The 15,139-nt window shown below is 53.8% G+C and carries 16 protein-coding genes; 2 read left to right on the top strand and 14 right to left on the bottom strand.

Annotated elements, in window-relative coordinates; all coding sequences use genetic code 11:
• Positions 1 to 31: 31 nt before the first annotated feature.
• The 13 genes from HGKM_RS02430 to HGKM_RS02365 all read right to left on the bottom strand — a co-directional run bounded on the left by HGKM_RS02430 (position 32) and on the right by HGKM_RS02365 (position 13,277).
• On the bottom strand, positions 32 to 1,309 hold the full coding sequence (locus HGKM_RS02430; protein WP_019133746.1) for an ATP-binding protein: 1,278 nt from the start codon (positions 1,307 to 1,309) through the stop codon (positions 32 to 34).
• A gap of 508 nt (positions 1,310 to 1,817) precedes the next feature.
• Positions 1,818 to 2,717 (bottom strand): acyltransferase domain-containing protein, encoded by a 900-nt coding sequence (locus HGKM_RS02420; protein WP_019133744.1) that lies wholly within the window; start codon positions 2,715 to 2,717, stop codon positions 1,818 to 1,820.
• A gap of 168 nt (positions 2,718 to 2,885) precedes the next feature.
• Positions 2,886 to 3,071 carry a hypothetical protein gene (locus tag HGKM_RS02415; protein ID WP_019133743.1) on the bottom strand — a complete coding sequence of 62 codons (186 nt, stop codon included), beginning with the start codon at positions 3,069 to 3,071 and terminating at the stop codon, positions 2,886 to 2,888.
• A gap of 145 nt (positions 3,072 to 3,216) precedes the next feature.
• Positions 3,217 to 3,966, bottom strand: coding sequence for an ATP-binding cassette domain-containing protein (locus HGKM_RS02410; RefSeq protein ID WP_019133742.1), 750 nt, complete (start codon positions 3,964 to 3,966; stop codon positions 3,217 to 3,219).
• The gene (locus HGKM_RS02405; RefSeq protein WP_019133741.1) at positions 3,963 to 5,030 is read right to left on the bottom strand and encodes an ABC transporter substrate-binding protein; all 1,068 of its coding nucleotides are present in this window, start codon (positions 5,028 to 5,030) and stop codon (positions 3,963 to 3,965) included. Before HGKM_RS02405 ends, HGKM_RS02410 begins: the two co-directional genes overlap by 4 nt.
• Positions 5,027 to 5,791, bottom strand: coding sequence for an ABC transporter permease (locus tag HGKM_RS02400; protein WP_019133740.1), 765 nt, complete (start codon positions 5,789 to 5,791; stop codon positions 5,027 to 5,029). Before HGKM_RS02400 ends, HGKM_RS02405 begins: the two co-directional genes overlap by 4 nt.
• Before the next feature lie 212 nt (positions 5,792 to 6,003).
• A complete protein-coding gene (locus tag HGKM_RS02395; protein WP_019133739.1) occupies positions 6,004 to 6,681 on the bottom strand; it encodes an NAD(P)H-hydrate epimerase in 678 nt (225 codons plus the stop codon).
• Between the two features lie 12 nt (positions 6,682 to 6,693).
• On the bottom strand, positions 6,694 to 7,662 hold the full coding sequence (locus HGKM_RS02390; protein ID WP_019133738.1) for an ATP-binding protein: 969 nt from the start codon (positions 7,660 to 7,662) through the stop codon (positions 6,694 to 6,696).
• The gene (locus tag HGKM_RS08185) at positions 7,662 to 8,498 is read right to left on the bottom strand and encodes a DnaD domain protein (protein WP_019133737.1); all 837 of its coding nucleotides are present in this window, start codon (positions 8,496 to 8,498) and stop codon (positions 7,662 to 7,664) included. The genes HGKM_RS02390 and HGKM_RS08185 overlap by 1 nt, the downstream gene beginning before the upstream one ends.
• 27 nt (positions 8,499 to 8,525) lie before the next feature.
• Positions 8,526 to 9,899: a replicative DNA helicase gene (dnaB, locus tag HGKM_RS02380; protein ID WP_019133736.1), complete on the bottom strand. Its 1,374-nt coding sequence runs from the start codon at positions 9,897 to 9,899 to the stop codon at positions 8,526 to 8,528.
• 1 nt (position 9,900) lies between these two features.
• On the bottom strand, positions 9,901 to 10,347 hold the full coding sequence (gene rplI / locus HGKM_RS02375) for a 50S ribosomal protein L9 (protein WP_019133735.1): 447 nt from the start codon (positions 10,345 to 10,347) through the stop codon (positions 9,901 to 9,903).
• Positions 10,328 to 12,343, bottom strand: coding sequence for a DHH family phosphoesterase (locus tag HGKM_RS02370; RefSeq protein ID WP_019133734.1), 2,016 nt, complete (start codon positions 12,341 to 12,343; stop codon positions 10,328 to 10,330). Before HGKM_RS02370 ends, rplI begins: the two co-directional genes overlap by 20 nt.
• The gene (locus HGKM_RS02365) at positions 12,321 to 13,277 is read right to left on the bottom strand and encodes a DUF2232 domain-containing protein (protein WP_019133733.1); all 957 of its coding nucleotides are present in this window, start codon (positions 13,275 to 13,277) and stop codon (positions 12,321 to 12,323) included. The genes HGKM_RS02370 and HGKM_RS02365 overlap by 23 nt, the downstream gene beginning before the upstream one ends.
• Before the next feature lie 126 nt (positions 13,278 to 13,403).
• On the opposite strand from HGKM_RS02365, the gene HGKM_RS02360 reads away from it, so the two are divergent.
• Positions 13,404 to 14,186 (top strand): NADPH-dependent oxidoreductase, encoded by a 783-nt coding sequence (locus HGKM_RS02360; protein WP_019133732.1) that lies wholly within the window; start codon positions 13,404 to 13,406, stop codon positions 14,184 to 14,186.
• Here HGKM_RS02360 and dtd read toward each other — a convergent pair.
• Positions 14,183 to 14,629 carry a D-aminoacyl-tRNA deacylase gene (dtd, locus tag HGKM_RS02355; RefSeq protein ID WP_019133731.1) on the bottom strand — a complete coding sequence of 149 codons (447 nt, stop codon included), beginning with the start codon at positions 14,627 to 14,629 and terminating at the stop codon, positions 14,183 to 14,185. The two genes, HGKM_RS02360 and dtd, sit on opposite strands and share 4 nt — an antisense overlap.
• Before the next feature lie 143 nt (positions 14,630 to 14,772).
• Here dtd and HGKM_RS02350 point away from each other — a divergent pair, with 143 nt between their 5' ends.
• Positions 14,773 to 15,096, top strand: a complete 324-nt coding sequence (locus HGKM_RS02350; RefSeq protein WP_019133730.1) for an ArsR/SmtB family transcription factor — start codon at positions 14,773 to 14,775, stop codon at positions 15,094 to 15,096.
• The last annotated feature ends 43 nt before the right edge of the window (positions 15,097 to 15,139 follow it).

Raw genomic sequence — 15,139 nt, 5'->3', positions numbered from 1 at the left:
TCGGCTTTTTCAGCTTTTCGTCAATCATCTTCTATTCTCTTAATGCGGTAATTGGAACGACATATACTCCATCAGGTCTTCTGTATGCTGCATTTGATAAACCACATATTACACAAAGAATTGAAGGAGGTCTATCACCTTCTTTTTCCATAATTGCCTTAAATTTAAGTAAGTCTTCTGCTGCTTTTTCTATTTGATTCGCTCCTAGCTTAATTTCAAAAGCTCCCCATGTGCCATCTGACAATTCAATGATCGCATCTACCTCGTTTCCTTTTTCATCCCTATAATGGAAAAGATTCGCATTAATACTATTGGCGTATATCTTTAAATCATGCTCGCATAAGGCTTCAAATAAAAAACCAAATGTATGTAAGTCATTAAACAACATCTCATTTGTTGCTCCAAGAGCGGCTACAGCTAATGAAGGATCGACAAAATGGCGCTTAGAAGATTTTAAAACTCTTCTGGATGATCTTAGTTTAGTGTTAAAAGCAGGTTGATCATCTAAAATAAATAATCGATTAAAAATATTTAAATAATCACTAATTGTATCTGAATCTATTGATTCCCCATCCATTTGAGCGATATCTCTTCTTAAAGTAGCATTACTTACAACCGTACTTTCATTCCTCGCTAAAGAATGGAGGAGAGCCCAAACCTTTCTTGAATCTCTTTTTACTCCATCTACTGAAAACATATCTTCATCAACAACAATTTTTAAATATTCTTTTGCAGTATTCCCCCAAATATTTTTAGAGATATTAATATCATCAGGCCAGCCTCCCCGAACAACAAAAGATATTAAATCGACTAATTTGACCTCTCCTGTTATAGTATCTTCAAATTCGCCTGAAAATAATTTTTCTAGTGATACGACACCAATTGAGTCTCCAATTTCAAATAAAGACATCGTGGTCATTCTAAGTTTTCCTATCCGACCTGTTCCACTATGCATAATACCTTTATGATTGGGTGTTGCGGAACCGGTTAAAATGAATTTACCTTTCCCCCTGCTCTTATCCACTTCGAATCGAACAGCATCCCAGATAGGCGGCACTTCCTGCCATTCATCAATTAGGTGCGGAGTATCTCCTTCTAAAACAAAACCGGGATTTATTTGAGCTAAGGTTCTATTTTGGAAATTATTTTCTGGATTTCCCATATATACAACACTATTTGACCGACTTAATCCAGTCCATGTTTTGCCACAAAATTTTGGTCCTTCAATACAAACAGCACCAAAAGATTCTAGGTATTCATCTAATTTCATTTCAATTAATCTATTTTTGTATCCATTTGGTTTAAGCATTTTGTCACCTCTCTAAATAATGATAGCTTAAACCGTGAAAATCTTCAATTTCATTCCGTTATAATCTCCAATATTATTCCGTCATTTTCGCTTCTTTTACTCCGTAATAATCACTATTTCTGTCCTTCGATAATCATCCTGACACAAATAATGTTGTAAATTGTAACTTCTAATGCAACAAATCAATGGGCCAAAGGTTTGGCACAGCAACGACGCCTACCGGAAGGTCATCTGTCAGTGCAATCACAAGTTCGATGGTCAAAAATGCACCACCCCGACACTCACCGAGGATGAAATAAAAGAACTGTTCCTCCGGGCCGCCAATCAGGTAATTGACCAGAAGGAACAGTTTATAGCCATATACGAGCAGGTCCTTGCCAAGAGCCTCGATACCCTCACAGCAAAAAGGATATCCGGGTGACCTTCAAGGACGGCACCGAGATCAAGGCATAACCTCATAGACGCAGCAACGCCGCTGAACCAAATCGGCTCGGAGGCGTTTTTCTGTTTAGTTGTTATTCCATTTGATAATCCCGCAAGCAAAGCCGAACCAATCCAGATGATCCATGGCCATTTTTTGAAGTGAACTCATCTGTGGCAGCCTCTTGCGTTTTCCGTCGGCAAATAGATTTTCTATCGCTTGCTCGGAATCGTTGCATTCACCAATAATCATAAACAGTTGATAGAATTTCCTGATCCTTGACTCCGGAGAGAGTCTCTTGGCCATTTGCGGATAGAGCAACCAACTATAACACAGGAATGCTTGAAACTGCTTTTTCGGGAATACCCGCATAAAGAAATCCTTCGCATCCTGCAACGACGCTGTTACCCGATCCGACGAAAGATCAGCATTGCGCTGAATATGACAATTGATTACCGGTGCTCCATTTGGTAGCAATAGTTTTTTCTCTTTTGAGAAAGTCATATAGTGCTCGCCAATAGTCTCTTCATCAAGATAAATCATTTCAAAAGGCTGAAATTGCAAAACTCCAACTTTGAACATGTTGACATTCATTAAGTGGCGAAACCAAATGACATCTTCCTTACTTATTCCGACCTTCTCTGTTTTCTGATAATACAGGGTAGCACGAAGCGTAACATCTCTAAAGGTCTCGAAGATAATATCATCAGCAACCCCTATTGCCTTATACTCTCCATACGTCTTCTGTAACAGCCAAGTCACGACTGCAAGTCTTGTAAGAGGCATCCTCTTGCATAGTGGATAATCGAACCCTTCGCCCGAATAGGCGATGCTTGCGATTTCAGCAATATCCGGCTTTTCCAACTTTTCTTTTACAACCTTCCCAATGTGGGGCGGATATTGCAGTTCATTTAACAACTTTTCCAATGAGAGTGCCTGTTCATTAAACAGGCTGGTGTGTCCTATAACACGGGCTTTTTCTTTCAAATTATGAATCCTCCAGTTTTTTATTGGAGGGTCAAGTTTCGTGGGCCCTCCATACACGATTGTTTTTCATATGTGATCACCCCTTTCGTTGGATTTGAATTGGATTATACCGGAGAAAAATGAACATTTCCACCAGCATAAACATCTTTGCAAGAGATCAGCAGTATACTATCTCTCTTCAGGCGGGCAGATCTTCGGCAGGATTTCAAGGAAGTGCTGGCCGATCTTCTCTGCATCATAGCCGTTGGCCTCGCAGATGAATCGGACGGTATCCGGCAGAAGCACATGACCCTTTGCTTTTTCAGCTTTGTACTTCTGCCACTCTTCGTATTCTTTATTTGTGATTTGCTTCATCGACACTTTCTCCTATAAAAAACAGCCGGGACACCCCGACTTCCACAACTTACCCCTCAAACACCAACTTACCCCTCAAGCGGAAAAATCGGCGCAACCGGTATTTTACCGATTACGCCGATAATTTTTAGTAATCAACCCTCCATCACTTCACCGAATACCCCTCCTGGAAGCAGGTGATGATCTCGGTCTTTTGCCGGAAGAAGTCCTCTTCCAGTTCCATCCCCTCCCTCTTGACCAGGTTGGGTCGGAAGCGCCGGCTGATGGTGCCGGGCTTCCCCTGGAGGAGGAGGATCTCATCCGCCAGGAGGAGGGCCTCTTCAATATCGTGGGTGATAAAGAGGGTGGTCAGGTGGAAGTGGTCCTTGGCCTCCCGGTACCAGGTGATCAGGTCCTTTTTCGTGACCCCATCGAGGGCGCTGAAGGGCTCATCCAGGAGCATAATCCGGCCCTCGGCCAGGTAGGTCCGAAGGAAGGCGGCCCGCTGGCGCATGCCCCCCGAAAGCTGGGCGGGGTAAAAGGTCTGGGTCCCCTCCAGGCCGAATTCCCGGAAGTAGGGGTTGGCCTTCTCCCGGGCCTCCTTCTTGGCTAGCCCACGGATCCGGAGAGGGAGGCTGACATTGTCCACGATTTTCATGTGGGGAAGGAGGAGGTCCTTTTGGAGCATATAGCTGAAGTGGCCCGTCTGCCCCAGGATGGACCGGCCATCCAGGAGGATGTCCCCCCGGTCGGGCTGGAGGAAGCCGGCGATCACGTTGAAGAGGGTGGACTTGCCCACCCCGCTGTCCCCCAAGAGGGCCAGGGTCTCCCCCTCCTCCAGGTCCAGGGAGATGTCCCGGATGATGGGCCTCCCCTCAAAGCTCTTCCCCAGGTCCCTGATCTCCAGGAGGCTCATTTCTGGAATCCGGGGAGGTATTCGTTGGTGAAGCCGAAGTCGGCCGGAATTTCTTTTTCGACCAGCTTCTCCTGATAGAGCCAAGTATAGAAGCGGTTCCAACGGTCCTTATCGATTTGACCCCAATAGGGGGCGTCGTCGATGTACTTGTCGGCCAGGTATTTCTGACTTTCGACAACCACGTCCTTATCCAGCTCCGGTGCGGCTTCGACAAGGATCTCCGCGGCCTTCTCCGGATTTTCGATGGCGTACTTGTAGCCCTTTTCCACCGCCCGAAGGAAGGCCTTGGCAATCTCCGGATTTTCCTTGAGATAGTCGTTGTTGGCGATCAGGGTCGGCGTATAGTAGTCGAAGGTTTCGTTGAAGTCCCGGAAGGGGAAGTAGACGGAGTCAATGTTTTTCACCTTGGCAGCAATTCCGTCCCAGGCATAGAAGACCCAGATGGCCTGATAGTCGGACTCGGCCATGGAGAAAATAGAGGCGGCACTCCCCGTGATGATGTTCAGCTTGTCCGGGTCGCCCCCATCCTTCTTGATGACGTCCTTAACCATGGCCTGTTCAATGGGCAGGCCCCAGCTGGCATAGGTCTTGCCTTCCAGGTCCTTGGGTCGGTTGACCGGATTTTCCTTTAAGGAAATCAGACCGGAAGTATTGTGCTGGATTAGTGCGGCAATGTTGGTCACGGGCAGGGGGTTCTCCCGGGCAAAGGCCGGACCGATGGTGTCCTGGTAGTCCACGCCGAACTGGGCATTTCCGGCGGCCACCAGGGCGGGAGCGCCGTCCTCGGGCGGTTGGATGATGTCAACTTCCAGACCCTCATCCTTGAAATAACCCAGCTTCTGGGCCACATAGATCCCGGTATGGTTGGTGTTGGGGGTGTAGTCCAGAACGAAGGTCAGCTTGGTCATTTCCTTTTCTTCTCCGCTCGTTTCCTCGGATTGGCTGGATTGGCTTTCGCTTTCACCGGAGGAGGCGGGGGCTTCCTTCCCCTCCTTGGACCCGCAGGCCGTAAAGACGACCAACATGAGGGCCATGAGGAGGTAGCCCAATTTTTTCTTTGTCATGATGACTTCCTTTCTTTTCTTTTCCAGGGCATAACAAGCCCTTCCAATAGGTTGACCCCGGCCATCAGGAGAAGGCTGAGGGCGGTGATAAAAATGATGATGGCGAACATTTCATCATAAGAATAGGACTTCCTTGCCCGGGTCATATAGACCCCCAATCCGTCATTGCCGCCCAACCACTCGGCGATGACCGCCCCGACGATGGAGTAGGTCACGGCGATCCGGAGGCCCGAGAAGAAGTGACTCTGGGCAAAGGGGAGCTTGACGTAGCGGAACATCTGGCCGTGACTGGCCCCCATGGAATCGAGGAGCTGGATGTAGTCCGGGTCGATGGCGTGAAATCCATCCAATAGGCCGATGGTGATGGGAAAGAGGGTGGAGATCACGACGATGATGACCTTAGGCAGGAGGTCGAAGCCGAACCAAATGACGAGAAGGGGGGCAATGGCCACGGTGGGGATGGTCTGGCTGATGATCAGGACCGGATAGAACATGTCATAGAGAAGGGGGAAACGCTCCATGAGGAGGGCAAAGACAAAGCCCAGGCTGACCCCGATGGCCAGGCCGATGGCAGCCTCCAAAAGGGTGGTCGCCGCATGGTGGCGCATCAGGGGCCAATGGTCCACAAAGGAGCGAAAGACATCGATGGGCCCCGGCAGCATGAATTTCCCCATGGGATGGAGGCTGGACACCAACTGCCAGAGGAGGAGGACCAAGAGGATCCCCATGATTGATTTGAAATACTTCCCGGTCTTCTTCATCCCTTTCCTCCATAAAAAAAGTCTCCTCCATAGGGAGAAGACTGGAATTAATCCATTTGACGTCGGCCTACGCTGGCATTACCCAGGTCAGGTTGCGGGTCCGGTCCTACCGTTCTCAGCAAAAGCTCCCCTACGCTCATTCAGTTCAACTAAGACTACCATGGTCGACGGCCCTTGTCAACGCAAGAGGCCGACATGAGCCCCCAAGCCAGCTATTCGCGGTCAAAATCCTCCCCCAGGACAAAGGCCTTGGCCTGGCGGGGGATGCCGATGGGGAGGACCCGGACGGGGACCCCTCGTGAAGCAAGTTTCTCCATCCCCTCCTTCATGCATTCGAAGGTGAGGACGGCGGAGGCCTGGACGTAGGCCCCATAGGACTGGCCGGTGGTGGCATCCAGGCCGGAGGGCATATCCAGGGAAATGGTGAAGATCCGGGACTCGTTCATGATTTCGATGATGACCGGGGCCATATCCCGGAGGGGACGGTTGAGGCCGGTGCCGAAGAGGGCGTCGATCAGGGTGTTGAAATCCTGGAGCTCCCGGGGGAGGTCTTGGACCTGGCCCAGGGTTTCCAGGAAGCGAAGGTCGGCCCCCATGTGCTGGAGGATCCGGTAGTTGGTCATGAAGTCAGGGCTGGCCTTTTCCAGGGACCCCACCAGGTAGAAGCGGACCCGCTTGCCCCGGCTCATGAGGTTCCGGCCCATGGCCAAGCCGTCGCCCCCGTTGTTCCCCATCCCGCAAAAGATGGCGAAAGAATGCCGGCGGTCCAGGTCCACCTGGTCCATGGCCGCTCGTGCTGCATTTTCCATGAGGACAATGGAGGGGATTTCCAGCTGCTCGATGGCATAGTGGTCAATCCGCCGCATTTCCTCTCCGCTTACCGCCCGCATGCTTCCTCCCTTCTAGGCCTTCCGGCCCGGGTTCCCCCGCAAATCGGATCCATACACCTCATAAAGGATGTATTCGTTCCCGATCCGGGAGAAGATTCGGTCATCGTAGCGCTTGCCCAGCTCATAGGGCTGGAGGTTGGAGGAGATGATGGTCGGCTTCTGACGAATCATCCGGCCGTTGATCACCTCAAAGAGAGCCGACTTGGTCATGGAGTTAATGTTCTCCGTCCCCAGGTCGTCGATGACCAAAAGGTCTGCATCAAAGATATAGTCCCGTTTTTCCTTCAAGCTCCCCCGGTCCTCCTGGCGGGTGAAAGAATAGTCCACCATAAATTCCAGGAGGTCATAGGAGGTTTGGTAGAAGACGGTCTTTCCCCGGTCCAGGAGGGCCTTGGCGATGGCGTTGACCAGGTAGGTCTTGCCCGTCCCCACCCGGCCGAAGAAATAAAGGGAAGGCGATTTATCCCCAAAATAGGGGATGTAGTCCTCCCGGATGTCCTTGAGGATGGCCTTCATATTCTCATAGGGAGAAAGGTCCTCCCCCTCCTGGCGGTCCTTCCGGAAAAGGTCCAGGTCGAAGTGGTCGAAGTTCTGGCGTCGGAGGAGGTCGCCGATGGAGGACTTCTCATAGAGTTTGTTGAGGATGAGGAGGTTCCGGCAGTGGCAGGACACCCCGTCCACAAAACCGGTATCCTGACAGTCGGGACAGGCGTAGTGGACCTCCAAATAGTCAGTCGGGAGGCGGAGGGCTTGGAGGGTCCGGTCAAAGGCCTGGCCCACCTCCTCCATCTTCTCCCGGTCCTCCCCTGCTCTCTTCTTATCTCCGGCAAGAACAGCCTGGACCATATCCTTGCCCAGACGGATTTTCTCCTCCTGGAGGTCAGCCAGGTCCGGGTGGTCCCGGTAGAGGGCCCGGACTCGCTCCTCCCGGTCCCCCTCCGCCCTCTTCCGCCGGGCGGCTAAAATCTCATGTACATCCATCACTCATTCCCCCTTAGCGAACGCCGTCTGGACTTCTCCATGGCCTCCTTGACCCATTCCTCCCGGTCCTTCCGGGACATCTTCTTGCTTTGGGAGGTGTTCTCCGCCCCCTCTTTTTTCGGGCCGGGTCGCCGCCCTTCCTTGCCCTCCTTGTCCCGGGCTTCCTTGTCTAGGAATTGGTCCAGGGCCTCCTTGTCGGTGATCCCTTCAAAGCGGACCCAGTTCTCCACGATGGCGGTCACATAATTGAAGGACCGGGAGGAGGCTTCGGCATGGTTGACCGCTTTTTTATAGGCATAGAGGTAAAAATCCGGACTCAGCTTATACGTATTGAGGACTTGGTGGATGGCCTGGATTTCATTGGCCTTGAGCCGGACCCGGTAGGCATGGCCCTCCGAAAGGAAGTCCTCCAAGTCGTCCATCATGGTCTTCCGGGCCCGGTCGTCCGGACTCAGGAAGGTGGCCGGATCCGGGTCCTCCGCAGGAAGGGGGGCAGGGTCAGACTCGTCTTCCCTGGCCTCATCAATCCCCGCATAGAGGAGGAGGATGGACTTGAAGCGGAAGACGGGGTGGCCCTCCTGACGGTCCTCTTCCACCAGGCCCTGGTCGATCCAGTAATTAAGAGCGTCGACCACTTCTTCATCCGTCATGGACAGGGCCTGGGCGATATCCCCATCGTAGAGGGTGGGCCGCTCCGCCTGGTAGGCGGCCTTCCATCCATAGAGGTAGACCTTGAGGGCATTGCCGTCGGCTAAAGAAAGATAGGTTTGTAGAAAAAGATTTTCAACCGGCGTGACCCGGAAGTCCACCGAAGACAAATCAAATTGAAGTTTCATGGCAAGCCTTTCTGCTTGGCCGGCCCACTAGGCGTCCGGCCCCTCTTTATAGTCCACGGAATAGAACATGGTCTGCTCTTTCTTGAAGTAGAGGTTGACCTTGCCCGTCGGTCCGTTCCGGTGCTTGGCGATGGTCAGCTCGGTGATGTTGGGGTGGTCGGTGTCGGGATTGTAGTAGTCTTCCCGGTAGAGGAGGAGAACCACGTCAGCATCCTGCTCGATGGCTCCCGACTCTCTCATGTCCGACATGACCGGCCGGGAACCTTCCCGGGACTCCGTCTTACGGGAGAGCTGGGAGAGGGCCAGGACCGGACAATCCATCTCCTTGGCCAGGGCCTTGAGCCCCCGGGAGATCGTAGTAATCTCCTGTTGTCGGTTCTCATTCCGCCGGCCGTCATCCACGGTCATGAGCTGGAGGTAGTCGATAACCACCAGGTCCAGCCCGGTTTCCATCTTGAGCCGCCGGCACTTGGACCGGAGGGCCTGGACCGAAAGGGAGGAGGTGTCGTCAATATAGATGGACAGGTCCTTGAGCTGGTCCACCCCCCGGGTCAGGATGTCGAAATCCCGGTCGGCCTCCAGGTCGCCGGAGATAATCTTCTTGAGGTTGATTCCCGTGGCCATGGAGAGGAGGCGCTGGGAGAGCTGGAGTTTGGACATTTCCAGGGAAAAAACCGCTACCTTATAGGGATGGATCCCTTCCTTATCCTGGAAGCGGGCCGCATGGTAGGCCATGTTCAGGCCTAATGAAGTCTTCCCCATGGAAGGCCGGGCAGCCAGGAGGATGAGGTCGGAGGCCTGGAAGCCGGACAGGGTCTCATCCAAATCCCGGTAGCCGGTCGTGATCCCCGTCAGGTCCCCCTTGTGGAGGGAGAGGTCGAAGACCTTGGCCAGGGTGGCATCCATGGTCTCGCTCAAGGGGGTCAGGCCGGTGTAGAGCCGATCCTCATTGATCTCCAGAAGCCGACTTTCCGCAGATTCCAGGATAGCATCGGGGCCCTCCGACCCGTCAAAGGACCGGCGGCGGATGTCCTCCCCGAAAGCAATCAGGGCCCGGAGGTTGGCGTTTTTCTTGACGATATCTATGTAGCTGTTGATCCGGGAAGAATAGTAGTTGGGCGAGCCCAAGGAGAGGAGGAGGTTGAGAATTTCCTCTTCGCTCAGGGTCTTCCGCTTGGTCAATTCTTCTTTAAGGGTGGTGTAGTCGATGGGCTCATGGGCACCCGAAAGCGCCAGCATGGCCTCATAGACCTCAACATGCTGGGGGTGGTAGAAATCTTCAGGAAGGAGCTTTTGACTGACAATATTGATATCGGGGTTGTTGTAAAAAATACAGCCCAGAACCGCACGCTCGGCGTCCAGGTTCGCAGGCTGTGTAAGCTTCTTCTCTTGGTCGGCCATCTTATGCCTCTTCGATAAAGACCTGGAGCTGGGAGACCATTTCCGGGTAAATCCGGATGCCCACCTTGTGGCCGCCCAAAGTTTTCAGGGGATCAGCAATCTCGATCTTTCTCTTGTCCATCTCAATCCCCACCTGTTTCTTCAAGGCATCCGCAATGTCCTGGGTGGTGACGGCGCCGAAGAGCTTGCCCCCCTCGCCGGCCCTGGCCTTGATGGTAACCTTGGATTGGCCGATTTTTTCGTCCAATTTCAGGGCCTCCTGGCGGCGGGCTTCCTCTTCCTTGGCCTTCTGGGCTTCCGCCTGCTTCCATTTTTTGATCACAGCCGGGGTGGCCTGGAGGGCCAGGCCCTGCTTGGCCAGAAAGTTATTGAAATAACCGGGCTTGACGTCGACAAGCTCGCCTGCCTTCCCGGTTCCCTCTACGTCTTTAAGCAAAATGGCTTTCATCGTCTTCCTCCTTAAAATAGTTATGGATGGCTTCTTTGAGCTTTTCTTCCGCCTCATCCATCGTGGCTTCAACTTGGGTGGCGGCTGCGGTCAGGTGTCCGCCCCCGCCCAAGGCTTCCATAATGAGTTGGACGGAAACATCCCCGAAGGACCGAGCGGAAATATGGACCTTATCCCCCACATAGCAGAGGACAAAGGAGGCTTCCACCCCCCGGATCCCCATGAGCTCATCGGCCGCCTGGGAGGCCACCAGGGTGGTCCCCTCCAGCTTCCTTTCGAAGCGTCCGATCATGGTCTGGTGTTCAAATTGGATAGCGCTGGCCAGGATCTCCGACCGGTATTGGGTCAGGGTGAAATCATCCTGGAAGAGCTGTTTAATGACAATGGAGTCGGCCCCCTGGCGCTTGAGATAGGCCGCGGCCTCGAAGGTCCGGGTCCCCGTCTGGTAGTAGAAATCCTTGGTGTCCACGGTGATCCCCGCCAAGAGTCCCTCGGCAACGACCCTGGGGAGCTTGGGGTTGGTGTCCAAGTAGGAGATGAGCTCGGTGACCATCTCGGAGGCTGATGAGGCATAGGGCTCGATGTAGGAAATCTCGGCATCGTGGATGTAGTCGGCCCCTCTCCGGTGGTGGTCAATGATGATGATCCGGTTGCCCTTGTCCAATAGGGCCGGGGCAGCGGTGGAATCGTGGCGGTGGTTATCGACGACGATGATGATGGAGGAGTCGGTCCGTCGGTCCATGGCCTCCTCCGGGCTGATGATGAGTTCATCCGCTTCCGGGAGCTCATCCATTACCTTCTTATAGAGGTTCTCCACTGCCGGCGACACCTCGCCCATAACGATATAGGGCTTGCCGCCCACCGAATTGGCGAAGGTCGCCATGCCCAGGCAGGCACCCAGGGAGTCCATGTCGGGATTTTCGTGGCCCATGATGAAGGTCCGGTCCGAATTGAGGATGAAGGACCGGATAGTATTGGACATGACCCGGGCCTTGACCTTGGTGAAGCGCTGGGTGGCCTGGTTCTTCCCCCCATAGTAGTCCAGCTGGTCCCCCGACTTGAGGACGGCCTGGTCCCCGCCCCGGGATAGGGCGATGTCCATGGCCTGGCGGGATTCCGTCCAAATCTCCTGGGGGGTCAGCTCCCCATAGGCAATGCCCAGGGATAGGGTGGGGGTGATTCCCGTGCCTTCGATGGTCTTGATGTCGTCCAGGATGTGGAAATTCTCCTTCCTGGCCTTGTCCAGCATGGCCTGGCTGGTGATGAGGATATAGCGGTCGTTCTCATATTTGATGCAGACGGCTTCGAGTTCGCCGGCATAGGCATTCATGAGCCGGTCGACCTGGGCTGTCAGCAGGGGGCGGTCCTGCTCGGAGGTCTTGGACCGGACCTCATCATAGTTATCAAAGAAAATGGAGAAAATGACCAGCTTGTTGTCTTCGTACTTGGCCTCCATGGTCTTCTCGTAGGTGTCGTCCACGCCGTAAAGGAGGTAGAGGCAGTCCTCCTTATCCTCCGAGGTCACATTGTGGTAAAAACGGTAGTGGGAGGATCCTACAGTCAGGGGGAAGGCCTCCTTGCTTTGGCCCAGGCCTTCCAGGGAGATCTCCCCCATGGCCTTTCGGTAGGATTGGCCTAATAGAGAGGTCTGAATCTGAAAAACTTCCTTGAAGAGGGAGTTATACCAAAGGAAGGACCCTTCTTCATTAAGGACGGCCATGGGGAAGGGCATCCGGAAGATAGCGTTTTTGGTGATTTCATCGAAATTCTTGTCCATGTTCTCGACGGCCACCCGGGCCCTCTGCCGGCTCTCTTCTTCCATCCGGGAGGCGGCCAGGTAGGAAAAGACCGTCAGGACCAGGCCGAAAATCCCGGCCAGGGGGTGGAGGATGAAGAGGAGGAGGGACAGGACCAGGGTCGCCAGAGGGGCTAAAATCAGCTTGGACTGAGCCATCTGGATCGCCTGGTGGTTTTTATTCGTTGGAGTTTTGTCCATGGTTTTGGCCTCTCTCTCTGAATTTCATCCGAAGGCCCAAAAGACCGTCCCCTATGCCCAAAAAGAGGGCCAGAAAACCGGGAAGGACCAGGAAAATGAAAAAGAAGTATAGGATCAGACGACCCATCCAATGGATCATCCGCCATTGAAAACGAAAGTCGATGTAGCCCATCCCGTTCAGGAGAAGGAGGGAGAGGGCGACAACGACGGCATTTCCGTAGTAGGGGTTTCCCGAAAAAACAGAGCCCAGGGCCAGGGCCCCAAGCAGGACCAGGGTCCAAAAACGGGAAAGTTCAAAGTCCGCCAGGGCAAAGGGGCGGACGTCCAAGTGGCTGGACAGGGAAATAAAATGGGAAAGGAGGCCGGTCACCAGGGCGGTGATCAGGCTGGAAACATAAAGGATGCCGGGGATAGAATGGACCAGGATATCCATGGCGACGGAGACCTGGTACTGGAGGGCCGGCAGGTCGGCTTCCTCCACCTGGCTCCCCAGGTTGGCCAGTTGGCCTTCGACCCCTGCCTGGATCCCCTGTCGGACCGACTCAAACCAGGAGGTCCCGGCGATTTTGTCAGCCAGAAAGAGTTGACCCAAAACGGCGGCAAAAATGACCAGGGAGGTCAAAAGAAGCTCATCCCGGGGCTCGCTTTTCCGGCGGATCATCTCCCCCATGCAGAGGCTGGCCGGGATAAAATAGATGGCCTGAACCAGGGTCTCCTCCCAACCCACCAGGATCCCCCCGGCGACCAGGGTCAGGACCATGGAGAGGCCTGTCCACTTGGGCCCTTCCGACACATAAAGCGTCACGAAGGGAAAGAGAAGAAGGACATGGAGAAGAGGCATGACGGTGGTTGTAAAATAGAACAAGGCAACTGTCAGGCCGGCCGCGAGCAGGGCGTTGAGCAGACTGGATTGTTTGGCTTCCTTCATTTCCATAAATGACTCCTTTTCAACATTCTAACATAAAAGGGGACCGGATCCTTCCCAAATTGGGTAGAAAGAAGGGGAGAAAGTTCCAGAAAAAAGAGGGCCCGGGGCCGGGCCGGAAAGGATGAGATCGCCGTGTATATCAACCCCCTGATTGACCAGATGCTGAACCACCGGAGCTACCGGGAGTTTAAGGACCTTGCGGTGGAGGAAGAGAAGATCCAGGCCCTCCTGGAGGTGGCCCGACACACCGCCACTTCCGTCGGCCTCCAATGGGCCTCCCTGATCCGGGTCAAGGACCCGGAGAAAAAACGGGCCCTGGCCTACATCGGCCACCAGGACTACATTGCCCGGGCTCCTGAAGTCTGGGTCTTTGTGGCGGATGGCTACCGGAATGCGAAAATTGCCGAAGAAAAGGGAGCTCCCTCCCCCTATGCCTGGGACGTCAACTTCTTCGCCCAAGCCCTGACGGATGCCGCCCTCATGGCCCAAAACGTCATGGTGGCCCTGGAGTCCATGGACCTGGGCGGGGTTTTCCTGGGATCCATCCTCAATGACCCCGACCGCCTGGTCGAAGTCCTGGACCTCCCCCAGGGGACCTTCCCCGTATTGGGTATGCTCTTCGGCTACCCTGACCAAGCCCCCCAGAAAAAGCCAAGGATGGACATGGCCTTCCGGACCTTTGTCGACGGCTATGAGGACCGGTCCCCCTATTTGAAGGCCTTGGCCGACTACGATGAGGAAATGCAGACCTACTATGACCTCCGGGATGCCAACCGCCGGGTGGACTGCTTCAGCGACCAGGTAGTCAAGAAAATCGGGACCATGAACCTTAAGCGGAACCGCCTGACCAAGGTCGCAAAAGACCAGGGCTTCCACCTCTATGAGGAGGGGCCGGATCCCTCAGTCAAAGCCTAGAGTTCGGCGGTATCCAGCCAGATGGTGAAGGGGCCGTCGTTGACCAGGTGGACCTTCATGTCAGCGCCGAATTCGCCGGATTCCACCCGGTCCAGGTCCTGCTTGGCCCGGGCAACGAAATCCAGATAGAGCTTTTCGCCCAGGGCGGGAGGAGCGGCCTTGGTAAAGGAGGGGCGGTTTCCTTTTCGGAAATCACCATATAGGGTGAACTGGGAGACGATCAGGCAGGAGCCTCCTACTTTTTCCAAATTCCAGTTGGTCTTGCCCTGGTCGTCCATAAAGACCCGGAGGCGGTAGATCTTATTCCAAAGCTTCTCCACCTCTTCGGGGCCGTCCTCCGGACCCACCCCCAAAAAGACCAGGTAGCCCTTTCCGATTTCTCCGATGGTTTTTCCCTCGACCTCTACGGAGGCCTGGCTGACACATTGGACGAGTGCTCTCATCTTTCCTCTCCTTCCTCTTCGGGCCCTCCTGGATTTTTCAGCCGAGGAGACCCTCCTTTAAAAAACAGGCAGATTCTTTCCATTCAATGGTAAGATAATAGTAGAAAGTACTACCATACTAAGCTAATGAATAGGGGTTGTAAATGTCAAATCTACGTGTGGACAAACGAGAGATGGAAATCAACGAAAACCTGGCCCGCTTCTTCTTTGTCCTGGGCGATCCTACCCGCCTCCGGATCCTCCATGAACTGGGCGAAGAGGAAAAGAATGTGAGCGAGCTTTCGGAGCGGCTGGGCCTGACGGTTTCCGCCATTTCCCACCAATTGAAAATCCTACGGGATAAGGACCTGGTCCGGTCCCGCCGGGATGGGAAATTTATCTACTACCGGATGTCGGATGACCATGTCCGCGACATCATTCGGATCTCCCGAGACCACCTCTGTGAGGACCACAGCCAAGAAAACTAGCCTTTTTGAGCCTATCCAAACAAAGAAAACCCCAACCGGGCCC

Origin of the sequence: Kallipyga massiliensis ph2 (genome assembly GCF_000311985.1) — a bacterium.
Lineage (GTDB): Bacteria > Bacillota > Clostridia > Tissierellales > Peptoniphilaceae > Kallipyga > Kallipyga massiliensis.
This window is presented reverse-complemented; position numbering and strand designations above follow the sequence as displayed.